This window comes from Staphylococcus marylandisciuri (assembly GCF_025519785.1).
Taxonomy (GTDB): domain Bacteria; phylum Bacillota; class Bacilli; order Staphylococcales; family Staphylococcaceae; genus Staphylococcus; species Staphylococcus marylandisciuri.
The window spans coordinates 35,829-60,064 of sequence record NZ_JAOPKZ010000015.1; the positions used below are offsets into that span (position 1 = coordinate 35,829).

Genomic DNA, 24,236 nt, shown 5'->3' on the forward strand with positions numbered 1-24,236 from the left:
AGAGGAGAAACTAATATGACAGATGTTATCATTGTTCATTCTGTATATGGAGGCTCTTCAAATCACTGGTATGAATGGTTGGGTAATAATTTAGAACTTGAAGGTTACAACGTCACTTTATTTAACCTCTCTACTGATCATAGTCAACCAATTGATGTATGGATCGAAGAAATGAAACAACAAATTAGTATCGATACATATGAGACGTACTTTGTAACGCACGGCTTTGGAACTATTGCTAGTCTAAAGTTTTTAGAAGATCCTAGTATAAAAAAGGTAGAAGGTTTCTTCAGTATTTCGGGGTTTAAAGAAGATGCAAAAGATATAGATGAAAATATAAATCTAGACGGTATCACAATTGATTATGATAAAGTTAAGTCTAAAGTTGATCGCTTTTTTGGTTTAAGTGCAAAAGACGACCAATATGTTTCTTATAAAGAAACTGAAAGATTAATGCAAGCTTTAGATGGTCGCTGCAGAGTTACGAATAATGGAGGTCATTTTTTAGAAGATAACGGCTTTACCACTTTTACGCGACTCCAAGAACGTATGCAAGGTATTATGAGCGATTGATTTCTTAAATATTCAAGACTAGAACAATCAGTTCAAGCTAGTTAACTCAACTAATACAAGTGAGATTGATACTTTAGTCGATAGAATATATATAATAGTTAAGACTATCATTAGCAGGGGAGAGGTTATTTATGGGGTTGAACCATAAAGTTTCTTTGCTCTGAGAAACCGATGCGGGGGCCAAAAAGCAGGATTGGAGACATACATTCTTATGATTCGACAGAATTTATAGAACAATTATGTTCATCATTCGGTTTTGCTCAAATCCTAACCGCTTTTACCCCGACCTCGGTATAGCTGAGTTGAACGCAAATATAGACTAGTTGTATAGAGGTTATGCTAAGTAGACCCCCCTTAAAAGGGAAGGTTATCTCGCTCTAATATTATAAAATTTTAGTATAATACCATAATTACACAAATTTCTTTTATACACTTATTGACTTTAGGTTAAAAAGTTTATATACTGTAAAAGGCTTGTTAAAGAGATAGCTTCCTTCATTAATATATCGTTCGTTTGTAAATTTATTGTAAAGTTTTTGTTGACACAAATAGGGTATGATGATATATTAGCAAGGTAGTCTTATTTATTATTAGCGCGGGATGGAGCAGTTCGGTAGCTCGTCGGGCTCATAACCCGAAGGTCGGTGGTTCAAATCCGCCTCCCGCAATTATTTAAAGGTCCCGTAGTGTAGCGGTTAACACGCCTGCCTGTCACGCAGGAGATCGCGGGTTCGATTCCCGTCGGGACCGCCATTATGGTTCAGTAGCTCAGTTGGTAGAGCAATGGATTGAAGCTCCATGTGTCGGCAGTTCGACTCTGTCCTGAACCATTTCCTATCGTTGCTTGGCGGTTGTGGCGAAGTGGTTAACGCATCGGATTGTGGTTCCGACATTCGTGGGTTCGATTCCCATCAACCGCCCCATAATCGTTCCTATTAAGCGGGTGTAGTTTAATGGCAAAACCTCAGCCTTCCAAGCTGATGTTGTGGGTTCGATTCCCATCACCCGCTCCATTTTTACTTTTATTCCACAGTAGCTCAGTGGTAGAGCTATCGGCTGTTAACCGATCGGTCGTAGGTTCGAATCCTACCTGTGGAGCCATATGGCCCCGTGGTCAAGCGGTTAAGACACTGCCCTTTCACGGCAGTAACACGGGTTCGAGTCCCGTCGGGGTCATTCTTAACAGAAGTGTTTGATCGCTTCTGTTTTTTTAATATCACTGTGGAAAGTTGTCCGAGTGGTCGAAGGAGCACGCCTGGAAAGCGTGTAGGCGTCATCATGCGTCTCGAGGGTTCGAATCCCTCACTTTCCGTAGGATAGAGAACAATGGTTGATATTTGTTTTCTTAAAATCACTAAGAACGCTGTTATGACGGCGTTCTTTTTATTTTTGATTAACATTCGTTAATATCTGTATATAAATAAAGTGGTCAAATTTTGGTCAAATAAATAATATATTTACCTTTTTGGCCTTAAGTTGACCAAATTTAGACCATCATAAATTATCTAGGATTGTAGTAACTTTTTCGTCCTCTGTTGTTTTGTAGTCATCTAATAAGTGACTATATACACGCCATGTAATTTCAATGTTAGAATGTCCTAATCTTTTACTTACATATTGAATTGATAATCCATTAGCTAATAACGTAGAAGCATGTGTATGTCTTATTGCGTGTAAAGTGTAATTGCCTAACGAGTTTTGAAGTAAAAATCTTTGAAATGTTTTAGTTACCGCATTATGTGTAATTAATCCTACACCGGTATTAAAAATGTAATTATCATTAATTTTTCTTACTTTGCTATTCAAGACGCTTTGAATATGTTTAATATCGTGCTTTCCGTTATTTATAGCTTGGAACCCTTGATATTAAAGGGTTTTATATTTGCAAGTGTCAAAAAAGTGTCAAGAAAAATTTTTCTTACACGTTGACCTTGCTTTTTTTATGTTGATCGAGCAAATGCGAATATAAGTCGAGTGTTTCAGATAGATAATAATTCCCAAACTTTAACTAATATATTCAATAGATATACCTTTAGAAAGCAGATAAGAAGTATGAGTGTATCTAAGTGAGTAGGGTATTATATCTTTATCTCTGAGTCCTATGTTTTTCTTAGCATTCTTGAATGATTTATTTGCTGCTGTATGAGTGAGATTAAAAATTTTACCGTCTACGCGGTTGAGGAACTTAGATATTTTAGTTTTCATAGCTTCGACCTCTTTTATAGATACTTCCACAAATCGATCTACATTATTAGTTTTAGTGATCCTCTTATGAATATGCTCGTCTTTCTTTAAATAATCGTCATACACGGCGTCTTTTATACAAGAGAAAAATATCCGTCTACCTTCCTTACAGTTTCTGTAGACCTGCCTTAACCGAAGTTGTTCAGAAATTTTGGTACTCAGAATGTTTGATATTCTAAACTAAAAAAACCTAACTAAAATAACTGTTAAATAGCTTTAGAGAACATTTATCCCAATAATACTGTTTAGATGAAATTTATTTTTTCTAACTACTCAGTATGATGAAAAGAGAAGGCTATATTATCTTTAAAATCTTTTCCATCTTCTAAATTACTAATAAGTTGCTGCGCTGTATTTGTATCTGCTCCCTTAGTTTTAAAAGCTGAGTTCCTTTTTTACCGAACTTAAAAAGAGGGATGTTTGATATAAAATTGTCAAGAAGTAGAGCTTTATTTTCTTGTGATTGGGAATGTTGCCATTGAGTTATTTTAATCTTAAAAATGAAAGTAATGAAAATAAAAAAGAAGTTGGTAAACTTGAAAAAAAAGATAGAGATGGGAAGCTAGCTAAGCCTTTATTACTAAAGAGGTGGAAAAAGATAATATTAAAAGAAACTCATTGAGAAATACAGGGTCTATACTAAATAGGACTGGCGACTTTAGCTGGTCCTATTTTTAATACAAAAAAGAGCGCAAATCCTACCATAATTATAAACAGAGGATAATGCGCTCATAAATTATTGTTATAGTATAAAAGTCGTTTAATAGCCTAATGCATGTGCGATATCTTCGATGATTCCAGCAGAATTAGCGACGATATCTACAATACTTTTGCCTAATTCAGCTCCACCGCCGTTCTGAGCAGCAGTTACTGTATCAGCTATAGCCTTTCCTAAACCTTCAAGATGTTCCATAATTTCCCCTCCTTCCCTTAAAAATCAATTACATTTTATCAAGCTTTATTTAGAAATTCAATAAAACATATTTAATTTTATTTATAAGATTTAAATTATTTCAGATTAATTTATTTAATATTTATACTATAATCTGATATTTCAATATAAAGTAATATAATAATAACTGTATGCTTGAAAAAAGTATGATCCCTTACTTTTAAAAGCGCTTTATATCTTAAACTGTTTACGTATCAAGCGCTTCATTCAAATAATCTTTAAAAGTTACTCAATATATTAAGGTTAATGTGTCCTCTCCATTTGACTGACGAATGACCGATAGAAGGGGAAAAATAAAGTGATTGTTTAAGGGAGCGGGACAGAAATCTAATTTGAATAAAAAGATTTCGTAGTCCCGCCCCGGCAAGGATGACTAGAATTGAAAAAAGCTTGATACAAGCGCATTTTCAAATCAGTCATTTACTGCCAAGATGCTGAAAAAGGCTGAGACATTACATTATGTCCCAGCCTCTATCTCTCTAGTCAAAGACCTTTATGTCCCGCTCCCATTGAAACTTGAGAAACTCTTAAAAGCGAATCTTACTTCGTTAGAGAATGTTTGTAAGTGAATATAAAAAAAGCATTAAACAACCAAATAACATTACTTAATACCTTATTCACCTTCGAGCTTTTCCTTGTTCTGTCAGTTCTTTTGAAGCAAGTTAATATTTGTAGCTATAGCGATTTTGCCCAACCTCATGAGCTGCCGGTATATCTTTATAAGCTAGTGTACCTTGAGCTTGTTGGTTATAACTTTCAGGTTGTTGTACTCGGTTCTCTTTATTACCAGTTTTAGGCAGTTGATCGCTGTTAACTTTCGTATTTTCTGCATGAGACTCTTGAGATGACTTTTCTTCGTCAGTACTCTGGTTTGTAACTGAAGATTGTTTCTCTTCAAGTGATTTATCCTCTTGTTTACCTTCATAGCTTTGTTGGCGTCTTTCTTAGGCTTCTTATCATCTATTTTTAATTAATGATTTTTATGATTATATGATTTACTTTCTTCCTTTTTCGACATGCTGCTAATACTAAGAAGGAAGTTGAGATGTAAATTTCTATGCTCTGAGAAACCGATTAACGGCATTTCAAAAGCAGAATTTTCGCCAGAGACGTTCACTATACGACTAAATTTGGAAAAATTCTTTACGCATTATTCAGTGCTTCTCAAATCTTAACCGCTTTTGTTCCGAACTCTATGCACTATTGTGAATTATTCATCTCTAAGCTAAACCTATAGATTCTTAACTGTTGAGATAGTATTTCTAAGGAAGAGAGCATACTTGCTGGCTTATTTATTACTAGTAGTGGTGTCTCTTAATTAGGAGGTAATTCCCTAAGTTCAAACAGCACGTATAAACATATACACTTTACATCAATTAGGGCACCAACAGCAGTCAAAAGACAATAATATTTAGACTTGTTCATTTCGTTCCAAGGCGATGCTTTAACTCCTTATAATCTTCTTTTATCTAAAGTATAGAGTTATTTCTATAGAAGGTAATAAATAAGAACAATCTCGTTTAATTTAGCTTTGAACATGGTATGAAAGGTGTCATTAATAGAAGTTTACTGCTCCTGAACTAATGTGATAGTATTCAGAAAATTTAGGGTCGCTTACCTAAATGAGATAGGTGTTTATCAATCGCTAGAACTTGATAACTTGTTACTAGTATAAAATGATAATAAAGAGGGTACACTGGATATTTTTTATCTAAATTCAGCTACATATTAACTCTATTATTATACGGGTTGATTGCACCATGATATTAGTAGAAGGCAATATGTCTTAACGCTTAGCTCTCGCGTAATCACAGCATATCAATCAGATGTTAAAAGAGGCTGATAACCCGCCAACAATTGACGGATAAATTTGCTCATGCATAAGCTCTAATATGACGAGTGAGATTAAAAGGCCTCTGTTAGCTCTTTACGAGTATTCCAGAGGCCTTAGGATTATTTTTTATTATTTGTATTAGATTCATTTGTCGCAGGTTTGTTAGACGAAGTTGAGTTAGAATGTGCTTCTGTATTTGATTGCGATGAAGAATGATTTCCCTGATCATTTTGTGTAGGTTGAGATGATTGATTTTGTTGTGGTGATTCCGATTGCTTTGCCGAAGAATCATCTTTTTTATTTGTAGATGGTTTAGCTTTATTAGCCGACGTTTCTTGTTGACTCGGTGCTTGAACTGCTGAATGATTACGTTCTGTAGCTCCTTGAGAAGGGGCAGTCGGCGTCTTATTATAATTATTATTTTCGTCTACAGTAGAATTAGCATCTTCATTCTTGGAATCTTTCTCGTCCGCTACATTTTTGCTGTCACTTTTTAATTTTGAAATATCAAATGTGACGCTTTTACTACTAAATAGGGTAGATGAAATCTCTAACTTCTTATCTTTAGAGTTAGCGACTTTTGAAGAGACATCGAACACGATTTGACCAGATGCACTACTATCAGGGTTAATCTGTTCTAAGAAGAAAGTTGAACCGGAACCATCTTCACGGATATTTGCTGCTGTGGAAGCGCTGCTATCTGCTTGTAATGTCTTTCCTTCAGACTTTAATTTAAACATAGTGCTATCAACGGTTAGTGCTTCATTTCCTTTGTTTTTAATCCTCACGTTGACAGTTATAAATTGTCCTTTGGGATATGTCGGCATAAATGTAGGATTGACTACATTAGTTTTAGTAGCTGAGTTAACTGTAACGTTGAGGTCGCCATTTTTAGCAGTTTCACCCATTTTGTATTCACTTTTTACAGGCTGGGTGAAAGGCGTATCACCTTTAATAAAGAATATAATAGATATGATACCAATTGATAGAAGTAACAGGATGACTGCTGAAATAGTTAAACCTAATAGCCATCCTCTTTTAGGACGTTTGTGTTGTTGCCGACGCTTATATTCTTGAAATTCTACCCATTCACGTTGCTCTTGCTTGCTTTTATTGTGATAGTCTGCCATATAGTTGCTCCTTTTCTTATGATTGATGTTATCTCTTATTTTTAAATTCTCTATATATAAAGCTAATTATAATAGGGTTCAGAAGAATTGCAATATAATTTCAAAATAATTTATTTGTGTTGATGACTAACTTTAGTAATGATAAATGAAGTAAAACAAACTAAGATTGAGCCAGGGATATAAATATTAGAAAAGATAGGGTAGCGGGACAGAAATCTAATTTGAATAAAAAGATTTCGTAGTCCCGCCTCGGCAAGGATGACTAGAATTGAAAAAAGCTTGATACAAGCGCGTTTTCAAATCAGTCATCTACTGCCGAGATGTTGAAGAGGCTGGGATTTATGTCCCAGCTTTTTCTCTCTAGTCAGAGACCTTTATGTCCCAGGATCTCAATGTTGTGCTTATAGACTGTAAAAACGTTATAATAATTAAGAAAATGGAGGGATAAAGTTGAAACCGTGGTTAGCTCAACAAGCACACCTACAACCTGATAAAGTTTTTATAGATAATGGAAGTGAAAGATTAAGTTTTTCGAGCTGCTATAGTAAAGCTAAGAAACTCGCATATGTGTTAAAAGAATATGACTTGCGTAGGGTAGGGCTTTACATCGATAATTCCATTGAGTCTGTCATTTTAATCAATGCGGCGTGGCTAGCTGGTATAGAAATTGCTATGATCAATACGCGTTTAACTAAAGATGAAATTTTGAATCAGATGAAGTCAGTGGAAATACAAACGATATTGAAGACCAAACCACTACAATTAAACAATATACGTTTATTAGATTATAACGATATAACTAAGCAAACATCTAAAAAAATGTATGAAACGACGAGCGACCCTGAACAGATAGCTTCCATCATGTTTACTTCTGGTACCACTGGCCCGCAAAAAGCCGTTCCCCAGACGTTTGAGAATCATTACGCTAGTGCTTTAGGCTGTGAAGAAAGCTTAGGATTTGATCGACATACCGTGTGGTTATCTGTATTACCTATTTATCACATTTCAGGATTGAGCGTCATTATACGTGCGTTGATCAAAGGGTTTACAGTTAGATTGGAAAGAAAGTTTCAGACCCAACGTATGTTGAATATTATACAGAGTGAGGGCCCTACTCATATTTCACTTGTACCACAGACATTACAATGGTTAATGGATGCAGGTCTCAACCAACCTTATTCAATTGAAAAGATCTTACTAGGTGGCGCAAAGTTATCACGACAACTTATTGAGCAGGCTTTGGATAGACAATTACCTATTTATAATTCCTTCGGTATGACAGAGACGTGTTCTCAATTTCTAACAGCTTCGCCTTCAATGCTAAAATGTCGACCTGATACAGTGGGGCAACCAAGTGAAAATGTACAAGTTACAATAAAGAGACCTAATAAGGACGGGCATGGAGAATTGTTGATAAAGGGTAAGAATGTCATGGATGGTTATCTCTATCCAAGTCATTTAAGCGATACTTTTGAAGATGGCTATTTTAAGACTGGAGATATAGCTGAAATTGACAACAAAGGTTACATAATGGTGTATGATCGTCGTAAAGATTTAATAATTAGTGGTGGCGAAAATATTTATCCCTATCAAATCGAAAGCGTCGCTCGTGCATATTCGAATGTAATAGATGCCATGTGTATCGGAGTTGAGGATGAGGTCTGGGGTCAAGTGCCCAAACTATTCGTCATAGTTCAAAAAGGTTATAACGAATTACAATTTAGAGAATATTTAACTGTACACCTTGCTAAATATAAAGTTCCTAAGAAGATCCAAGTTGTAGAAGAACTCCCTTATACATCCACTGGTAAATTACAACGTAGTTATTTTAAAGGATAAATGAGTAGAGGGGGGAAGTTATGCGGCTAGTATCACTCAATTTTTACTTAGTGGACGAACCATTTAAACAAGCCATTGTTACGCCTAAAATACGCTTAGATAGAAGGAAAGCGTTAATTATAGAACTTATCACTGAAGATGGAAAGAATGTGTATGGAGAGTGTAATGCTTTCGAAACGAACTGGTATGCGGATACCGTAATTAGTGATGTTAAAGAGGCTATCGAGAAGTGGTTTATTAAAATTAAAAATAAAAAGTTATGTACATACCAGGAAGCCTTACATTATGCGGATATGTTAAAGGATCAACAGGACGCAAGACATACAGTTGTGATGGCGCTTTATCAATTATTTCATAAATTACCGACGTTTAGGGTGGAATACGGTGCGACAGTGAATGGGATGACTAATCAGTCACTACAGTACATTAAAGATAACCGTCCAAAGCGCGTTAAAGTCAAGTGGTCTTCAACAATTCAAGAGGACATACACGGGCTGCAATCACTTGATTATCAACCTCTGATAGCTTTAGATGCCAATGAATCGCTAACTAAGCCCGATATAGCAGAATTGGAGAAGATAGCAGAGAGTGATATATTGTATATCGAAGAGCCTTTCAAGAAGATGGATAAAGCGTTAATACAAACTGTGAGTCATCTCGTGCCGGTAGCTATTGATGAAAAAGCCACTAGTATTCAGGCGATAGAGCATCTTGTCAGTCACTATGATATTAAAGTGGTTGTTATTAAACCCTTCAGATTAGGGGGAATGGATAAGGCTATGGAAGTTATCCAGTACCTAGGGGGTAAAGGCATACAAACTGTTGTCGGTGGCATGTATGAGTATGGTTTAAGTAAGTACTTTACTGCCTTATTATCAAGTTATGCTCCTCTACCAGGTGACATCACGCCTGAAGGTTATTATTTTGAAAGAGATATCGTTCGGCATGGAGGTAAACTTGAGGATGGTTATATTAAATTTGAACCACCTCAGATGTTATCTCGTCAGCTTAAAAGCTATGAATGATGTTTCTTGTTCTTATGTTCTTTCTTGATTGGTACTGGGTCAAAGCCGCTCTTGTGAAATGGATGACATTTAGATATGCGCTTAATACCCATCCAAGTTCCCTTTAAAGGGCCGTAAACTTCGATGGCTTCGCGAGTATACTCTGAACAAGTTGGGTAGAAACGACATGTTCTAGGTGTCATAGGCGAAATATATTGTTGATAGAATTTAATTAAAGATAAAAACAGTTTTTTCATAATTAATCCTCGCTTCATCGTTATGGATTATAGGGATTATAACATATTTTACATGGGTGGTGATGGGTTGAGATTTATAGACGGCGAGAATGATGATGTATTTTTAGAGTATAAAAATGATGATGATCCGAATGGTGAACACGTACTAATTATCCCTGAATATCAGAATCAATTACTCTTTACGAAACATAAGATACGAGGCATCGAATTTCCAGGAGGGAAAAAGGAACAAGATGAATCCGCGTTAAAAGCAATGCAGCGGGAATTATATGAGGAGACAGGAGCAGAAGTGTTAGAACATCATTACATCGCTCAATATTTCGTCAAGAGAAAACACGGTCAATCTTTTAGCAAAGATGTATTTTTTGTTAAAGTGAAATCTCTAAAGTCGCGAACAGATTATTATGAAACCGCTGGACCTATTTTATTTAAAGAAGTGAGTGAGATAAGTGAAGGCGAGAAGAGCTATTTGTTAAATGATCCAGCTATACTTCATTGTTTAGAAAGAGTGAGGAAACTTGGACTTTATTAAACGTAAACGCATGCCTGCAGAGCTTAATAACCATATTTCAGAAGAAGTAACTTACCTCGTTCAAAACCTAGCTATCAAAGGTTTATTGCTCACACCTCTTAGAAAAATTCAGCGTATCGTCGTTTATCTTAGAGGTGGCAAAGGACAAGTGGGTCGCGTACGCACTGCTCGTCTGCTTCAATTTAGTAATCAAACTACACTGATCTTTGCGCCATACTATCGCGGTAATAATGGCAGTGAGGGTAAAGATGAATTTTGTGGTAATGATCTTAATGATGTCATCGTTCCTATTAAAATGTTAGCTCAACACTACCCGAATGTGCCTATACATATCGTTGGATTTTCAAGAGGGGGGATTCAGGGGTTACTTACGTTTCAAGAGGTTCCAATTACTAGTTTTATTATATGGGGCGGAGTGACTGATCTCTTGCTTATGTACGAAGAAAGACAAGATTTACGAGGAATGATGCGCAGGATGATAGGTCATCCAACTAAAAATTTGTCTGTATATCACGAACGTAATGGACTGTCATCATTATCTAGACATAGCCCTCCTATACTCATAGTTCATGGTGGGAAGGATAAGCAAGTAAATATTCAGCAAGCTTATAAACTGGAACATCGACTTGATGAAATAGGGGCAACGTATCAAACGTATTATCAGCCAACTGAGGGGCATGTGCCTCGCCCTCCTGGTTTAACTTCTGCATTGCAGAAAGTACATCAATGGATGGACGATATAGAACGCAACAACATCTAGCGTAGATGTTTAACTTAGGAAATATAGAAGCTTTTGTTTAAATAAATCGATAAAGTAACAAAGCACAATGCTAAATGTGAGATGCTTTCTTTTCAATCTAAGTAGGATCTGATCCAATTATATTAGCTAAGGATTATAATATATTATAGTAACTTGCTAATAGCAGTTGATAAGGTAATAATACATTAAGCGACATTAATATTTCGTTGTTTAGTACATTGATTATAAAGACTGAGGAATAGAAGTAAATTTATTTATAGTCGACCTATAAAAAGGCCCTTTCTTGATGCAGTATTAAAGATAGAAATAAGACTTTAATAAGCAATGGGAGCGGGACAGAAATTTTTTTATTCAAATAAGATTTCTGTCCCGCTCCCATTTTAGCGATAGAGCACATTTATGAACGAGACTTTTAAATTTATTTTATATCATATTTTTCTTCAAAGTGAGGTCGCCTTATATAATCTTTATGCTTTTTTTTACTGTCAAAATATTTATCATATTTCTCTTTCAAAATGGCTTCTCCTGTTAATTTATTATCATCATCAAAAGAATACGTATACGTGTTGTAAGGCTCATCTTTAAAAGTGACTTCGACATCATTTTCTCCAGTGTTCAACACGAAAGAGGGTTTCTCCGTTTTAATTTTGTCCTCCCATCCTCTTTTCTTAAGTTCGCGATGAACTTTTGCTTTAGTTTTAGCTTCTTCTTGCTTTTGATAACCTAAATACAAGTGTTTACCCATAATAAACGCTACTATTAATATAATAATTAAAGAAATAATGATAATACCTATAATTTTAAATTTTTTATTCATATTAACCTCCTAACCTAAACTTTTACTTGCATTAATTTTTATAAAAATAAATAATTTTATACATTTATAAGATATATTTGTAAGAAGAATAAAGTCAAGCTCTATTAGGCAGCATAAGTTAAAGTTATTACTTTAGGGAAGGTGTTAATCGATTTCCCAGAGCACAGGCATTATATGTCTCAACCTCAAGTCTTTAAATAAGCAATACAGTAGAATTCAAATCAGAAGTGAACCCCACTGTATTTGTTCGATCCAGCACATTTTTATATCAGACTTAAGCACTTACTTTAAATCATATGTTTCTTTAAAATGAATCCTTTTTAAATATTCTTTATACTTTTTCTTACTTTCAAAGTCTTTATCATATTTATCTTTCAACACAGCATCTCCACGAACTTTATTGTCTTCATCCACAGAATACGTATATGTATTATATGGTTCATCTTTAAAAGTGACTTGTAAATCATTATCACCGGTGTTTAAAGTAAAGATATTTTCTTCATCTTTAATTTTATCCTCCCAACCCTTTTGTTTAAATACATGGTGAACTTTATGTCTTAGTTTCGCTTCTTCATGTTTTTGATAGTCTAAATACATATGCTTACAAATAATAAACGCTACTATTAATATAATAATTAAAGTAATAATGACAATACCTATAATTTTAAACTTTTTATTCATATAGACCTCCACTTCTAAGTTTTAATAAGTTTAAAATTAAATAATTTATATACTTTTAAGATATATTTCGAGATGTAATAAAGTCAAGTTCTAGGAGATTACATTTACTTATATCGCAAGTAACTTCTTTAAGCACACGCTACGAGGCTGGGACATAAAGGTCTTTGACTAGAGAGATAGAGGCTGGGACGTAATGTAATGTTTCAAGATCTTTCAGCTTCTTGGCAGTAGATGACTGATTTGAAAATGCGCTTGTATCAAGCTTTTTCAATTCTAGTCATCCTTGCCGGGGCGGGACGACGAAATCTTTTTATTCAAATTAGATTTCTGTCCCGCTCCCTTCAACATCTCGGCAGTAGATGACTGATTTGAAAATGCGCTTGTATCAAGCTTTTTTCAATTCTAGTCATCCTTGCCGGGGCGGGACTACGAAATCTTTTTATTCAAATTAGATTTCTGTCCCGCTCTCATTAGAAAAATAACTTTACAACAAAACTATTTGGATTTAAGTTATTTGTTTTTTTAAAATGAAATGACGATCTCTTTGTAGAAATAGCCATTCTTTTTCCAAACAAAAACGGTCAGTGATTTTCATCACCAACCGTTTTAAATAGAGAGGTCTATATAGCTCTTGTGTTACGAGCAATTATCGTTAATTCACAGTTATTGTCAGTTTAATGTATAGCTCAATTATTGTTTATTAAAGCCACCTGTTTGAGATAGTTCTTGTGCTTCTTCACCAAACTTAGCAAAGTTATTGTCAAATCTTTCTATTAAATCTTTAGCTTGTGCTTTATATTCTTCAGGTCTGCTCCACGCATTGATAGGATTAAGAATAGTTTTTGGAACGCCGTCAATATTAGTTGGGATACTTAAACCAAACATTTCATCTTGAGTGAACTCAGCACTTTTCAGCTCGCCAGTAATAGCTTTGTCTACCATCTGACGTGTGTAGTTTAAGTTTATACGACGACCTACACCGTATTTACCACCAGTCCAACCAGTGTTTACTAAGTATACATCTACCTCATGTTTATCGATGTGATCTCCTAGTATATCCGCATAAACTTTCGCATTTAGCGGCATAAATGGCGCGCCAAAGCAAGTAGAGAAGGATGGCTCTGGCTCAGTGACGCCGCGTTCAGTACCAGCTAGTTTTGATGTAAATCCACTTAAGAAATGATACATAGCTTGTTGTTTATTTAATTTAGAAATAGGTGGTAATACTCCAAAGGCATCAGCAGTTAAGAAGATAATAGTGTTTGGGTGAGCCCCTTTAGATGGCGTTACAATGTTCTCAATGTGATGAATAGGGTAAGCTGCACGTGTATTTTCTGTGTAGTAATTATCGTCAAAATCAATATCGCCATCATTGTCAACGACAACATTTTCTAATACTGTACCATATTTAATCGCATCGTAAATTTGTGGTTCTTTTTTACGCGATAGGTTGATAGCTTTAGCGTAACAGCCACCTTCAATATTGAAGATACCGTCTTCGTTCCAACCGTGCTCGTCATCGCCTATGAGTTTACGATCGGGAGCAGCTGATAAGGTTGTCTTACCAGTACCAGATAAACCAAAGAAGAGAGCAACGTCACCCTTTTTACCTACGTTTGCTGAACAATGCATACTCATAATATTGCCTTTAGGTAAGAGATAGTTCATCACAGAGAAGATACTTTTCTTCATTTCGCCTGCATACTCTGTACCACCAATGAGAACGAGCTTATGTTTGAAAGAAACGATAATAAATGTTTCAGAGTTAGTACCATCAACGGCAGGGTCCGCTTTAAATTTAGGGGCTGAAACAATCGTGAACCCACTGTCAATTTCTTCTGCTTCTTCTTTACTGCTAGGGCGAATAAACATATTTTGAGCGAACAGATTATGCCAAGCTAATTCATTAATTACGGTTAAAGGAAGCGTAGTTTTCTTATCGCTACCTGCGTAACCTTTGAATACGTATAATTCATCTTTTTCTTCTAAATAATCTAATACCTTATTATATAGGTTAAGGAAAGTTTCCTCATCGATTGGTTGATTCACTTCTCCCCAATCAATATCATCTTTGTACGAAGGCTCAGTCACAATAAATTTGTCTTTAGGTGAACGACCTGTGTACTTACCAGTTCGCGCATTGATAGCGCCTAACTCAGTCAGTTCACCTTCATTATTTTGAAGTATTTTATAATAAAGTTCTGTTGTTGATAACTGAAAAAGAGAGGTAGATTTTTTTAATAAATTTTTAATTTTATTTGTATAAGTATACGTATCAGTTGCCATACTTAATCCCTCCAGCGGTAAAAATTTATGTAAGCCTTTACAGTTAAAAAGTATAACACATCTCTTTTATTAATCCATACCGATAACTGAAAGATTATGATAAAAAAGTAAAATTGACAGAATGAGTCAGTTTAGGTAGTATAAATGTTAACGGATTCTCTTATCCTGAGTGGTGGAGGGACATGGACCCAATGAAACCCAGCAACCTCTTCTTAATAATGAAGAAAGGTGCCAAACCGTTTGCAGACGCTATGTCTGAACGATAAGAGCGAATGGACGTACAGAGCCTTCTCTCTATCTAATAGTGAAGAGGGCTCTTTTTTGTTAAGCTCTGTTGGAAGGGAATATACGTAATATATAATAAAGGAGCACATTATGACTTATAATAAAAGGTTATTCACTTCAGAATCTGTAACTGAAGGACATCCTGATAAGATAGCGGATCAAATATCAGATGCGATTCTTGATGAAATATTGAAAGATGACCCTCACGCACGGGTCGCATGTGAGACGACTGTGACCACTGGGATGGCGTTAATCACAGGAGAGATTTCAACTCGTACATATGTAGACATTCCTAAAGTAGTTCGTGAGACAGTGAAGAACATTGGTTACACTCGTGCTAAATATGGTTATGATAGTCAAACTATGGCTGTTATGACGGCAATTGATGAGCAATCACCTGATATCGCTCAAGGTGTTGATAAAGCGTTAGAATACCGCAATGATATTTCTGAAGAGGAAATAGAAGCTACTGGCGCTGGGGATCAAGGATTAATGTTTGGCTATGCGACAAATGAAACAGATACCTTTATGCCATTACCTATTTTCTTATCTCATCAGCTTGCTAAACGCTTGTCAGATGTCCGTAAAGATAAGATTATAGATTATTTAAGACCAGATGGAAAAGTACAAGTAACCGTTGAATATGACGAAAATGATGAGCCTCAAAGAATTGATACTATAGTGCTGTCCACACAACATGCTGATAATATAGAGTTAGATCAAATTCAAGATGATATTAAAGAGTATGTGATCTATCCTACAGTTCCTGACAAACTAATTGATGATAATACAAAGTTCTATATTAACCCGACTGGTCGTTTCGTTATAGGGGGGCCTCAAGGTGATGCTGGATTAACAGGTCGTAAGATTATCGTAGATACCTATGGCGGCTACGCCCGTCATGGCGGTGGTTGTTTCAGTGGTAAAGATCCCACTAAAGTAGATCGTTCTGCTTCTTATGCTGCGCGCTATGTTGCTAAGAATATCGTAGCTGCAGAACTAGCTGATAAATGTGAAGTGCAACTTGCATATGCTATAGGTGTTGCAGAGCCAGTGTCTATTTCTATTTACACTTTCGGTACAGGCAAAGTCAGCGAAGAGGTGTTAGTAGAAGCGGTCAGAGAGCACTTTGACTTGCGTCCCGCAGGTATTATTAAAATGTTAGATTTAAAACAACCAATCTATAAACAAACAGCAGCATATGGCCATTTTGGTCGCACTGACGTTCTCTTACCTTGGGAAAAATTAGATAAAGTCAATCTCTTGAAGGATTCAATTCAAAAGAGTTAATGATGAAATTGACAGCATTAACCCGATAATAATTGAATATTTATTAGAATGAAGTATAAAGAAAAAGGAGCGTTCTATTTATGAGTGCGTTAGTACCAATTGAAGTTGGTTTAATCGTAGCTGTGATTATTGCTGTAATATGTTTCATACTGTTCTTGGTAGCGTTAGCAAGTAAGAAAAAAGTTCAAAATAAAATACAATCGCAATATGAAACCCGTGAACAACAACTAAGTGATAAGCATAAAGATGAATTAGAAAAAGAAAGAATTGAAAATAAAAAGACTGTAACGAAACAGAATGAAGAACATCAAGCTACAGTAAATTCTAAAGATAGAGAGATAGATGCTTTGAAATTGTTCTCTAAAAATCACAGTGAATACGTGACTGATATGCGACTCATTGGCATACGAGAGCGTCTCGTTAATGAAAAGCGTATACGCCCTGAAGATATGCATATCATGGCTAACATCTTCCTACCTCGTAACGAGTTTGATGATGTTAAACGGATTAGTCATCTCGTCTTAACACGTACAGGTCTTTATATTATTGACTCGCAATTGCTTAAAGGTCACGTGTTGAGCGGCGTGAGCGCGATGCAATTTAAAGAACAACCACTGCTTGAACAAGTATTTGATACTTTAGATATTTCTAAAGATGTGCCCCATACTTTAGTATTTGATAAGAACAAGGACAATAAGTCACTTTCAATCATTGATTATACTGAACATCTGAAAGATATTGAAAAGTTAGCTAGGGACATTCAAACTAAGCTCAATTTGAAGTTCACTCCAACTACTATTCTCTACTTCAATCCTAAGCGAGCTGGTGATGTGACTATATCTAATTACGCGCAAACATCTAATTCTAAAGTATTAGTAGGACCAGAACAATTAAATGAATACTTTAATAAATTTGTCTTCCATGGTCGCATCCAATATGATGTTAAAGAATTACAACGAATCATGGAAGAAATTGAAACTTTTAATTAAGTTGCTATTAAATTGAAATATGACGACTCGTGGTGAGACATGGGAGCGGGACAGAAATCTAATTTGAACAAAAAGATTTCGTAGTCCCGCCCCGGCAAGGATGACTAGAATTGAAAAAAGCTTGATACAAGCGCGTTTCAAATCAGTCATCTACTGCCAAGATGCTGAAAGAGGCTGGGACTTATGTCCCAGCCTCTTTCTCTCTAGTCAAAGACCATTATGTCCCAGCCTCAATATAACTAGATATTTTAGTAAAGCGGTTGGTAGTAATATTGGTTGATGCACTTGCCACTTCTTATATTTTTATAAGAAGTCAATGTTAAACTACTATAAACAAGATCGTTTTAGATGGCTTGATGAACCCTAAGAATTGTACTTTTATGCATTGTCTGTACAATTAAAAATAAATGAATTATCACAAGGAGGGGAAAGAATGGAATCAATTGAATTCTACAATGGTCATCAAATGCCTATGCTCGGATTTGGAACATTTGAATTAACGGACTTTGAAGAATGCAAAGAAGCAGTTAAAACAGCGATATTGAGTGGATATAGGCATATTGATACAGCTAAAAGGTACAATAACGAAGAGGCAGTAGGACAAGGTATTAAAGAGGCCCTAGAAGAGTCGGGACTGACGCGATCAGATATTTTCGTGACATCCAAGCTGTGGCTTACAGACTTTGGTCGTGAGCATGTTGAACAAGCATATATTCAATCATTGAAACGCCTAAATCTGGATTATCTTGACCTGTATCTCATGCATTGGCCCGGTACTGACGAGGCACGAATGATAGACACATGGCAAGGAATGGAAGATTTATATAAAGATACGAACGTTCGCAATATAGGCGTCTGTAACTTTTTACCTAGTCAACTTGAAGCACTATTAGCACAAGTTTCTATCAAACCGGTCATCAATCAAGTAGAATTTCATCCAGAATTCACACAGAAGGAATTAAATGTATATCTCAAAGCTCAGAAGGTTTATCTTGAATCATGGTCTTCACTAGCTCGTGGTGCATTGTTAAGAAATAATTTAATTAAGCAAATAGCTGAGAAGTATGGTAAAAGTCCTGCTCAGATCATCCTGAGATGGGTTTATCAACAAGGTATTGTGGCTATACCGCGGTCAGCTAATCCAACTCATATCAAAGAAAATATTGATATTTTTAATTTCGAGATTAAAGATGAAGATATGCAACAAATAAGTTCCTTGGATAAAAATGAACGCTTTGGTCCTAATCCAGCTGATTATGAAGGCTAATATAATTTACTATCTATTATTAAGCTGTAATATAAGGTTCTAACTGGAACTATAACTATTTATTAACACCATTACGAAAGATAATAACCTAATAGACAAGCTAGGAATGCCCCAATGTATTGAATAAAGCTATAGATAATAACGGTCATTAGATGACGATTATTGTCATATATATTTACTATTTCCCACGAAAGTGTTGAAAAGGTAGTAAGACCGCCTAACAAACCTATTGTAAAGAAAGGTGATAACCACTGGTGATATAGAGAAATTCCAGAGACGAAAGAGATTAGGAAACTCCCAGCTATATTCACAAGCGGTGTGGCAATAGGGTATGACGTGTTAATGAAACGATTACTTAATTCTGTAGCAATGCTGCGTAACAGCGCACCTAGCCCGCCTCCTAACAATATGTATAAGATTGTCATCTAAAGCGGCCTCCTATCTTTGCGCCTAGAAAGCATAATGCAATTCCAAGTAAATAACTACTCATCGCATAGAGCATTAGTAAGATATAGTCACCTTGTTGGAGGAGTTGAACGCATTCAAATTGTAATGTTGAGAAGGTCGTAAGCGCTCCAAGCAATCCAGTTGTTAGGCCTTTTTTCAAATTAGAATTATAGGCAAAATAGTGCAGGGCTAAAACGCTGATTAAACCCATGAGAAAAGCACCAGTTAAATTTACTATAAACGTGCCCAGTGGAAACTGTTCGAGACTATTTAATTGCGACAACTTATAGCGCAACATGGCACCGATTGCGCCTCCTACAAAAATATAAACATAGCGTGACATAGCGAACCTCACTTCCTTAAGCAAATAAAAAGCCCCAGTATATTTGACTAAGTGACTAAACTTTAATTGCTCAAATTACTGGGGTTTTTAACTAGAAAAGAATTCCAAATGTAGATAAAGAAGAAATTAGATGGAATAAGATTACTATTAAAATAATGAAAGGTAATATTTTGCTTGCTATCCTTACCCAATCGGAATTTTCATGTAAATGCTTAATAGATTTATCATTTAATATAATAGCTACTATTAGAATAATTGCATTAATAATACAACACATAAATATGACTTTGATCATTGAACTAAAGTATGTTGTGAGTAGAGGGTTATGGGTATTAAAGTAGATACTGATTAAAACTAATATTGTAGCTAAGTAAAAATACAACTTTGAACGTGCCATAGTAACCTCCTCAATGTTTACATTTCTTTATACTATCACACTTTTATAATCATTTAATAGTCAAAATATCTATAGAGGGTAAATAACACTTCAAAATGTATATAAGCAAAATAGTAGTATTCACTTTATTAGGGTGGTATAAATGACTTAAAATGTTCGCTCAGTTGAGAGTGAAATCTTTAGCTGTAGGTGACAGACCTATTATACGTACAAAAGAGAGCTAAAGACGTATAGTAAGGAATTAAATTTGTGGGTGCAATACATAAGGAGGAACTTGAATGACACAGCTTAACATTGAAGTATTTGCAGATGGAGCAGATATTGAAGCGATGAAGTTAGCTTATAAGAATAAAGAAGTAGATGGCTTTACGACTAATCCTAGTTTGATGGCTAAAGCAGGGGTCTCAGATTACAATGCGTTTGCTAAAGAAGTGGTGAAAGAGATTCCAGATGCCTCTATTTCTTTTGAAGTATTTGCAGATGATTTAGAGACGATGGAACAAGAAGCTGAAATACTTAAACAATATGGGGACAATGTATTCGTAAAAATACCAATAGTCAATACAAAAGGCGAATCGACTATTCCCTTAATAAAAAAATTATCGGCCGACCATGTCAGATTAAATGTGACAGCAGTCTATACCATAGAACAAGTTAAAGAGATCACAGAGGCGGTTACAGAAGGTGTTCCAACTTATGTTTCAGTATTTGCTGGTCGAATAGCTGATACTGGAGTGGATCCACTGCCGTTAATGAAAGAAGCGGTTGAGATCACTCATAGTAAGCAAGGTGTCAAATTACTGTGGGCAAGTTGTCGAGAAGTAATCAATGTTATTCAAGCAGACAGCATTGGTGCAGATATTATCACTTGTCCAGCAGGAGTGGTGACGAAGGTTAATAATAACTTAGGTCGTGATATAGAAGAGTTATCTGTAGATACTGTAAAAGGTTTTGCTAAAGATATCCAAAGTTCAGGCTTATCTATTCTGTAGTACTGGTAATTCGTTTATTGCTTAGCTCTCGGGAGCGGGGCAGAAATCTTTTTATTTAAATTAGATTTCTGTCCCGCTCCCGAGAGAGTTTTTATATCAACATTTTTTAGTTATAGTTATATTTCGTTATTGAATAGCAAGGGGTCATTAGTTATGATAGTGATACAATTATGAGGGAGTATTGAAGTCATGAGCGAATCTAATTTTGAAGTCAAAGTAAGAAAATATTTATGGTTCCTTAATAGAAAAGAGAAAACCAAATTGGCGAATGTTATGAATGATAGTAAAAGTCATAGCAATGATGAACGGCCTATATACTTTGCTAATCAATTTTTGAAAAGATATATATTTAAAGAAAAAGCGATGAACACCAATCATTTCTTTTTGATATTAATCGGGCTCTTTGCTAGTTATGTGATTTGTGTAGGATTATTTTTATTAGGATTTTTAACTAGTTTAAGTGCAGTGCAACATTTATTGAATCCAGCTAAAGAGCTGTCCTTTTTAATAGTATCACTTACATTTATAGGTTCTTTATTACTTTTAGTCGTCTCGTTATTTCTAATCAAACGCGTAACTGCTTTTTTTACTAAGAAATTATTAGAATATAAGTTTAATAAAAATTAGTTGAAAGTAGCTGTTATACTTTATAAAATGACTTCAGCGAGAGCGCCTCTAACCACTTCTTATAGATGAAGATGTAATTTTCATCTACAAAAATATACTTTTGATTAGTAAAGTAAATAATGGTTTGTGATCCTTTAGATGATAGTCCTGTAATTTGGTAAGCATTTATATAAATTTGAAGTGGAGCTCGTTTATGTTTAATAGGGAACAAAATAAGTGATTGGCTAAAGTATAAAGGAACGAGTTTATTGATATTTAAGAATCTTTTTGTCAATGAGACTTGATGATGTAAATCTAAGTTATACTGTTTTAATAAATACTTAATTATTTTATTTGAGGCAGCGGGAAGGTCTATAGAATAAGTTTGGAAGACACATTCAGTATTAGCTTCTAAGGTTGGTTTAGTTTTTAAATATAATAGCTGATCTAAATTTATCATTTTACACCTCGCTATTCTTAATGAATGCCTTATACTTTTCTATTGTGGACTTCCGATATAATTTTATAGAGCTTGTAGATTTCTCTAACTTTGCAGCAATTTCTTTCATAGTAAAGCCAGCAAGTTTCATTTCTAACCACGTTTTCTCATTTATATTTAAAGAGGATTTAAAGTCATTTAACAAACTGTTATATACGTAATTGTCTTCGAAATGAAATAGAGCTAGATGATTTATGTTATCATCAACTACGATAGTATCGAGCCTTGTTTTAGATCGAAATAAATCTATGAGATGATAACGGAGTCTTATAAATAGGAATTGTTCAAGCGTGGATGAGTGAGTAGAATCGTATTTTTTAATGAGTAACCACATTTTTATTAGCAATAATTGATAAAATTCATCATAATCATACTTTATATTATAACTTTTCAATAGATAATGAATAATGTTCTGATATTTCGAATAGTACTTATCAAACTTCAACCTGTACTCCAAACTATTGTGTACACAATTTGATATTTCCGGATAGTGAAATTTTAGAATTTATACTAAAAAATTTCATTTGATATATTAACTTAAAAGGTGTTAAATAAGGGTAATAGGTTATGTAAAATAAATTGTATTAAGGCAAATATTACTTCGTATTTTAAACATTCGACATAATTCTAGAATAGATAGCTAGGAGGGTTCACAAATGGATTACGCTCACTTAAATTTAGAACATTTTTTCGCTCGCCATGATGAGTTAGATTCTATAAAAGATAAGTCTGACTTTGTAATGATAAATAATATGACTAAGGAAATGCTGTATAGAGATGGAAGTATTGAGGGAAATATAGACTTAAAGCAGTATTATTATAAGAATCGTTCTCAAGCAGTTAGTTTCATTATGATGGATTTTTATAAACATAATTCTAGACCGTAAGCATTTGACTTTTATAACTAGATTTTAAATATAGTAGCCTTCGATTGTAATGAAATTAAATTTTCATTACTTTTTTTATGAGTGTGTAACAACCACAGTAGAAAATTGTGTGACATCCGATTTAATGTTAAACTTTATTAGCAAAGTTTCAATTATAACCTAAGAGGTGTAGACATGATTAAACATAAAAAAGGTTCTATTTTTTCAATTATTGGTTTGGTAGTCATCTTAGGTATATTTTTAGCAATCGGATTTTCTTTGATATCTGACCAAGTTATCTTTAAACATGAGAAGCAAGTTGAAAAAGTAGAAAAGTTAGATAATACTCTTGATAAAGCTTCAAAAAAGCAAGTTAATAATTATACGAAGCAACAAGTATCTAATAAAAATAATAAATGGCGAGATGCTTCACTATCAGAAATTAAAGATGCAATGGATACAAGCAAGTTAATGGATAGTGATGTTCAAAAATACCAATTTTTACGACTTGATAGATATCAAGGTATAAATAGAAATCGTATTAAACGCATGCTCATCGATAACCGTACGCTTTTACATCACACGGATGATTTTATAGCAGCAGCTAAAGAGAAACATTTGAACGAAGTTTATTTGATTTCTCATGCGTTACTCGAAACCGGTTCAGTTAATAGTGAATTAGCTAAAGGTGTAGAGATTGATGGTAAGAAATATTACAATTTCTTCGGTGTAGGAGCTCTCGATGAAGATCCAGTTAAAACTGGAGGTAACTATGCCAAGAAGCATGGTTGGGATACACCTGAGAAAGCTATTAAAGGTGGAGCAGGTTTCATTCACGAGCACTTCTTATCTCGAGATGATCAGAACACACTATACAGCATGAGATGGAATCCTAAGAATACCGGTAAGCACCAGTATGCTACAGATATTTATTGGGCGAGAAGCAATGCTAAGTTGATGGCTGATTTCTATGCTAAGATGAATACTGAAGGTAAATATTATAAATATTATACCTATAAAGATGATCCTAAACATTAATTATATTGATAAGTAACTATCATACAATTTAAGCTGCTGGGTAAGAAAAATCGAATTATAGCGAGGCTGAGACACAATGCTTTTGTGTTCTGGGGAGCTGATTAACGGCGTCCCAAAAGCAGGGTGTTCAACAGAAACGCTCACGATTCGGGAGCGGGACAGAAATCTAATTTGAATAAAAGGATTTCGTCTTCCCACCCCGGCAAGGATGACTAGAATTGGAAAAAGCTTGATAGTAGCGCATTTTCATATCAGTCATCTACTGCCAAGATGCTGAAAGAGGGAGCGGGACAGAAATCTAATTTGAA

26 protein-coding genes, 8 tRNA genes and 1 riboswitch are annotated in these 24,236 nt (G+C 34.8%); of the genes, 21 read left to right on the forward strand and 13 right to left on the reverse strand.

The window, feature by feature from the left end; all coding sequences use genetic code 11:
- Positions 1–15 precede the first annotated feature (15 nt).
- From N9R04_RS09350 to N9R04_RS09390, 9 genes are all read left to right on the forward strand, one after another.
- Positions 16–573 carry an RBBP9/YdeN family alpha/beta hydrolase gene (locus N9R04_RS09350; protein WP_262856497.1) on the forward strand — a complete coding sequence of 186 codons (558 nt, stop codon included), beginning with the start codon at positions 16–18 and terminating at the stop codon, positions 571–573.
- A 594-nt stretch (positions 574–1,167) separates the two neighbouring features.
- Positions 1,168–1,241: transfer RNA gene (locus N9R04_RS09355), tRNA-Met, on the forward strand.
- Between the two features lie 9 nt (positions 1,242–1,250).
- Positions 1,251–1,326 (forward strand) — tRNA-Asp (locus tag N9R04_RS09360).
- 4 nt (positions 1,327–1,330) lie between these two features.
- Positions 1,331–1,403: transfer RNA gene (locus tag N9R04_RS09365), tRNA-Phe, on the forward strand.
- Positions 1,404–1,420: 17 nt separating this feature from the next.
- Positions 1,421–1,496, forward strand: a tRNA-His gene (locus N9R04_RS09370).
- Between the two features lie 16 nt (positions 1,497–1,512).
- Positions 1,513–1,586 (forward strand) — tRNA-Gly (locus N9R04_RS09375).
- Between the two features lie 13 nt (positions 1,587–1,599).
- Positions 1,600–1,674: transfer RNA gene (locus tag N9R04_RS09380), tRNA-Asn, on the forward strand.
- Between the two features lie 3 nt (positions 1,675–1,677).
- A tRNA-Glu gene (locus tag N9R04_RS09385) sits at positions 1,678–1,749 on the forward strand.
- Between the two features lie 47 nt (positions 1,750–1,796).
- Positions 1,797–1,885: transfer RNA gene (locus N9R04_RS09390), tRNA-Ser, on the forward strand.
- A 182-nt stretch (positions 1,886–2,067) separates the two neighbouring features.
- Here N9R04_RS09390 and N9R04_RS09395 read toward each other — a convergent pair.
- Both N9R04_RS09395 and N9R04_RS11500 read right to left on the reverse strand, forming a co-directional pair.
- Positions 2,068–2,379 carry a tyrosine-type recombinase/integrase gene (locus tag N9R04_RS09395; protein WP_262856498.1) on the reverse strand — a complete coding sequence of 104 codons (312 nt, stop codon included), beginning with the start codon at positions 2,377–2,379 and terminating at the stop codon, positions 2,068–2,070.
- Between the two features lie 198 nt (positions 2,380–2,577).
- Entirely contained in the window at positions 2,578–2,778 is a 201-nt protein-coding gene (locus tag N9R04_RS11500) for a hypothetical protein (RefSeq protein ID WP_373316351.1), read from the reverse strand.
- Between the two features lie 517 nt (positions 2,779–3,295).
- Between N9R04_RS11500 and N9R04_RS09405 the strand changes: the two genes are divergently transcribed.
- Positions 3,296–3,439 carry a hypothetical protein gene (locus N9R04_RS09405; protein ID WP_262856499.1) on the forward strand — a complete coding sequence of 48 codons (144 nt, stop codon included), beginning with the start codon at positions 3,296–3,298 and terminating at the stop codon, positions 3,437–3,439.
- Between the two features lie 138 nt (positions 3,440–3,577).
- Here the strand turns inward: N9R04_RS09405 and N9R04_RS09410 are convergent, their stop codons facing one another.
- On the reverse strand, positions 3,578–3,730 hold the full coding sequence (locus tag N9R04_RS09410) for a beta-class phenol-soluble modulin (protein ID WP_262856500.1): 153 nt from the start codon (positions 3,728–3,730) through the stop codon (positions 3,578–3,580).
- 1,992 nt (positions 3,731–5,722) lie between these two features.
- The gene (locus tag N9R04_RS09415; protein WP_262856501.1) at positions 5,723–6,733 is read right to left on the reverse strand and encodes a DUF4352 domain-containing protein; all 1,011 of its coding nucleotides are present in this window, start codon (positions 6,731–6,733) and stop codon (positions 5,723–5,725) included.
- Positions 6,734–7,183: 450 nt separating this feature from the next.
- On the opposite strand from N9R04_RS09415, the gene menE reads away from it, so the two are divergent.
- Positions 7,184–8,572: an o-succinylbenzoate--CoA ligase gene (gene menE, locus N9R04_RS09420; RefSeq protein ID WP_262856502.1), complete on the forward strand. Its 1,389-nt coding sequence runs from the start codon at positions 7,184–7,186 to the stop codon at positions 8,570–8,572.
- A gap of 20 nt (positions 8,573–8,592) precedes the next feature.
- A complete protein-coding gene (gene menC, locus N9R04_RS09425) occupies positions 8,593–9,597 on the forward strand; it encodes an o-succinylbenzoate synthase (protein ID WP_262856503.1) in 1,005 nt (334 codons plus the stop codon).
- On the opposite strand, the gene yidD is transcribed toward menC, so the two are convergent.
- Positions 9,588–9,836, reverse strand: coding sequence for a membrane protein insertion efficiency factor YidD (gene yidD / locus N9R04_RS09430; protein WP_262856550.1), 249 nt, complete (start codon positions 9,834–9,836; stop codon positions 9,588–9,590). The two genes, menC and yidD, sit on opposite strands and share 10 nt — an antisense overlap.
- A 19-nt stretch (positions 9,837–9,855) precedes the next feature.
- On the opposite strand from yidD, the gene ytkD reads away from it, so the two are divergent.
- Both ytkD and N9R04_RS09440 read left to right on the forward strand, forming a co-directional pair.
- A complete protein-coding gene (gene ytkD / locus N9R04_RS09435) occupies positions 9,856–10,365 on the forward strand; it encodes an RNA deprotection pyrophosphohydrolase (RefSeq protein ID WP_262856504.1) in 510 nt (169 codons plus the stop codon).
- Positions 10,352–11,125: an alpha/beta hydrolase family protein gene (locus tag N9R04_RS09440; RefSeq protein ID WP_262856505.1), complete on the forward strand. Its 774-nt coding sequence runs from the start codon at positions 10,352–10,354 to the stop codon at positions 11,123–11,125. Before ytkD ends, N9R04_RS09440 begins: the two co-directional genes overlap by 14 nt.
- A 418-nt stretch (positions 11,126–11,543) precedes the next feature.
- On the opposite strand, the gene N9R04_RS09445 is transcribed toward N9R04_RS09440, so the two are convergent.
- The 3 genes from N9R04_RS09445 to pckA all read right to left on the reverse strand — a co-directional run bounded on the left by N9R04_RS09445 (position 11,544) and on the right by pckA (position 14,909).
- Positions 11,544–11,942, reverse strand: a complete 399-nt coding sequence (locus N9R04_RS09445; RefSeq protein ID WP_262856506.1) for a DUF3139 domain-containing protein — start codon at positions 11,940–11,942, stop codon at positions 11,544–11,546.
- Between the two features lie 282 nt (positions 11,943–12,224).
- Positions 12,225–12,623 carry a DUF3139 domain-containing protein gene (locus N9R04_RS09450; protein WP_262856507.1) on the reverse strand — a complete coding sequence of 133 codons (399 nt, stop codon included), beginning with the start codon at positions 12,621–12,623 and terminating at the stop codon, positions 12,225–12,227.
- 690 nt (positions 12,624–13,313) lie between these two features.
- Positions 13,314–14,909 (reverse strand): phosphoenolpyruvate carboxykinase (ATP), encoded by a 1,596-nt coding sequence (pckA, locus tag N9R04_RS09455; protein ID WP_262856508.1) that lies wholly within the window; start codon positions 14,907–14,909, stop codon positions 13,314–13,316.
- Positions 14,910–15,066: 157 nt separating this feature from the next.
- A riboswitch (SAM riboswitch) is annotated at positions 15,067–15,178 on the forward strand.
- Between the two features lie 106 nt (positions 15,179–15,284).
- On the opposite strand from pckA, the gene metK reads away from it, so the two are divergent.
- From metK to N9R04_RS09470, 3 genes are all read left to right on the forward strand, one after another.
- On the forward strand, positions 15,285–16,484 hold the full coding sequence (metK, locus tag N9R04_RS09460; RefSeq protein ID WP_262856509.1) for a methionine adenosyltransferase: 1,200 nt from the start codon (positions 15,285–15,287) through the stop codon (positions 16,482–16,484).
- A gap of 80 nt (positions 16,485–16,564) precedes the next feature.
- Entirely contained in the window at positions 16,565–17,473 is a 909-nt protein-coding gene (locus N9R04_RS09465; protein WP_262856510.1) for a hypothetical protein, read from the forward strand.
- Positions 17,474–17,906: 433 nt separating this feature from the next.
- Entirely contained in the window at positions 17,907–18,740 is an 834-nt protein-coding gene (locus N9R04_RS09470) for an aldo/keto reductase (RefSeq protein WP_262856511.1), read from the forward strand.
- Between the two features lie 71 nt (positions 18,741–18,811).
- Here N9R04_RS09470 and N9R04_RS09475 read toward each other — a convergent pair whose 3' ends face one another.
- From N9R04_RS09475 to N9R04_RS09485, 3 genes are all read right to left on the reverse strand, one after another.
- The gene (locus N9R04_RS09475) at positions 18,812–19,165 is read right to left on the reverse strand and encodes a fluoride efflux transporter FluC (RefSeq protein ID WP_262856512.1); all 354 of its coding nucleotides are present in this window, start codon (positions 19,163–19,165) and stop codon (positions 18,812–18,814) included.
- Complete coding sequence (gene crcB / locus N9R04_RS09480) at positions 19,162–19,530, reverse strand: fluoride efflux transporter CrcB (protein ID WP_262856513.1); 369 nt, start codon at positions 19,528–19,530, stop codon at positions 19,162–19,164. The genes N9R04_RS09475 and crcB overlap by 4 nt, the downstream gene beginning before the upstream one ends.
- A 91-nt stretch (positions 19,531–19,621) precedes the next feature.
- Positions 19,622–19,927 carry a hypothetical protein gene (locus N9R04_RS09485; RefSeq protein ID WP_262856514.1) on the reverse strand — a complete coding sequence of 102 codons (306 nt, stop codon included), beginning with the start codon at positions 19,925–19,927 and terminating at the stop codon, positions 19,622–19,624.
- A gap of 278 nt (positions 19,928–20,205) precedes the next feature.
- Here N9R04_RS09485 and N9R04_RS09490 point away from each other — a divergent pair, with 278 nt between their 5' ends.
- Positions 20,206–20,919: a transaldolase gene (locus N9R04_RS09490; RefSeq protein ID WP_262856515.1), complete on the forward strand. Its 714-nt coding sequence runs from the start codon at positions 20,206–20,208 to the stop codon at positions 20,917–20,919.
- A 189-nt stretch (positions 20,920–21,108) separates the two neighbouring features.
- Complete coding sequence (locus N9R04_RS09495; RefSeq protein WP_262856516.1) at positions 21,109–21,546, forward strand: hypothetical protein; 438 nt, start codon at positions 21,109–21,111, stop codon at positions 21,544–21,546.
- 13 nt (positions 21,547–21,559) lie between these two features.
- On the opposite strand, the gene N9R04_RS09500 is transcribed toward N9R04_RS09495, so the two are convergent.
- Positions 21,560–21,985 (reverse strand): competence protein ComK, encoded by a 426-nt coding sequence (locus tag N9R04_RS09500; RefSeq protein WP_262856518.1) that lies wholly within the window; start codon positions 21,983–21,985, stop codon positions 21,560–21,562.
- Between the two features lies 1 nt (position 21,986).
- Positions 21,987–22,469, reverse strand: a complete 483-nt coding sequence (locus N9R04_RS09505) for a sigma-70 family RNA polymerase sigma factor (RefSeq protein ID WP_262856520.1) — start codon at positions 22,467–22,469, stop codon at positions 21,987–21,989.
- Positions 22,470–22,680: 211 nt separating this feature from the next.
- Between N9R04_RS09505 and N9R04_RS09510 the strand changes: the two genes are divergently transcribed.
- Both N9R04_RS09510 and sagB read left to right on the forward strand, forming a co-directional pair.
- The gene (locus N9R04_RS09510; protein WP_262856521.1) at positions 22,681–22,911 is read left to right on the forward strand and encodes a hypothetical protein; all 231 of its coding nucleotides are present in this window, start codon (positions 22,681–22,683) and stop codon (positions 22,909–22,911) included.
- Between the two features lie 174 nt (positions 22,912–23,085).
- On the forward strand, positions 23,086–23,928 hold the full coding sequence (gene sagB, locus N9R04_RS09515) for a peptidoglycan release complex glucosaminidase SagB (RefSeq protein WP_262856522.1): 843 nt from the start codon (positions 23,086–23,088) through the stop codon (positions 23,926–23,928).
- Positions 23,929–24,236: the final 308 nt, after the last annotated feature.

What these genes read in the sequence shown, in the direction of transcription:
- N9R04_RS09350 (WP_262856497.1), top strand. Translation starts at nt 16, where the DNA reads ATGACAGATGTTATCATTGTTCATTCTGTATATGGAGGCTCTTCAAAT.
- N9R04_RS11500 (WP_373316351.1), bottom strand. Translation starts at nt 2,778, where the DNA reads ATGAAAACTAAAATATCTAAGTTCCTCAACCGCGTAGACGGTAAAATT.
- N9R04_RS09410 (WP_262856500.1), bottom strand. Translation starts at nt 3,730, where the DNA reads ATGGAACATCTTGAAGGTTTAGGAAAGGCTATAGCTGATACAGTAACT.
- N9R04_RS09415 (WP_262856501.1), bottom strand. Translation starts at nt 6,733, where the DNA reads ATGGCAGACTATCACAATAAAAGCAAGCAAGAGCAACGTGAATGGGTA.
- menC (WP_262856503.1), top strand. Translation starts at nt 8,593, where the DNA reads ATGCGGCTAGTATCACTCAATTTTTACTTAGTGGACGAACCATTTAAA.
- ytkD (WP_262856504.1), top strand. Translation starts at nt 9,856, where the DNA reads ATGGATTATAGGGATTATAACATATTTTACATGGGTGGTGATGGGTTG.
- N9R04_RS09445 (WP_262856506.1), bottom strand. Translation starts at nt 11,942, where the DNA reads ATGAATAAAAAATTTAAAATTATAGGTATTATCATTATTTCTTTAATT.
- N9R04_RS09450 (WP_262856507.1), bottom strand. Translation starts at nt 12,623, where the DNA reads ATGAATAAAAAGTTTAAAATTATAGGTATTGTCATTATTACTTTAATT.
- pckA (WP_262856508.1), bottom strand. Translation starts at nt 14,909, where the DNA reads ATGGCAACTGATACGTATACTTATACAAATAAAATTAAAAATTTATTA.
- metK (WP_262856509.1), top strand. Translation starts at nt 15,285, where the DNA reads ATGACTTATAATAAAAGGTTATTCACTTCAGAATCTGTAACTGAAGGA.
- N9R04_RS09465 (WP_262856510.1), top strand. Translation starts at nt 16,565, where the DNA reads ATGAGTGCGTTAGTACCAATTGAAGTTGGTTTAATCGTAGCTGTGATT.
- N9R04_RS09470 (WP_262856511.1), top strand. Translation starts at nt 17,907, where the DNA reads ATGGAATCAATTGAATTCTACAATGGTCATCAAATGCCTATGCTCGGA.
- N9R04_RS09475 (WP_262856512.1), bottom strand. Translation starts at nt 19,165, where the DNA reads ATGACAATCTTATACATATTGTTAGGAGGCGGGCTAGGTGCGCTGTTA.
- crcB (WP_262856513.1), bottom strand. Translation starts at nt 19,530, where the DNA reads ATGTCACGCTATGTTTATATTTTTGTAGGAGGCGCAATCGGTGCCATG.
- N9R04_RS09485 (WP_262856514.1), bottom strand. Translation starts at nt 19,927, where the DNA reads ATGGCACGTTCAAAGTTGTATTTTTACTTAGCTACAATATTAGTTTTA.
- N9R04_RS09490 (WP_262856515.1), top strand. Translation starts at nt 20,206, where the DNA reads ATGACACAGCTTAACATTGAAGTATTTGCAGATGGAGCAGATATTGAA.
- N9R04_RS09495 (WP_262856516.1), top strand. Translation starts at nt 21,109, where the DNA reads ATGAGCGAATCTAATTTTGAAGTCAAAGTAAGAAAATATTTATGGTTC.
- N9R04_RS09500 (WP_262856518.1), bottom strand. Translation starts at nt 21,985, where the DNA reads ATGATAAATTTAGATCAGCTATTATATTTAAAAACTAAACCAACCTTA.
- N9R04_RS09510 (WP_262856521.1), top strand. Translation starts at nt 22,681, where the DNA reads ATGGATTACGCTCACTTAAATTTAGAACATTTTTTCGCTCGCCATGAT.
- sagB (WP_262856522.1), top strand. Translation starts at nt 23,086, where the DNA reads ATGATTAAACATAAAAAAGGTTCTATTTTTTCAATTATTGGTTTGGTA.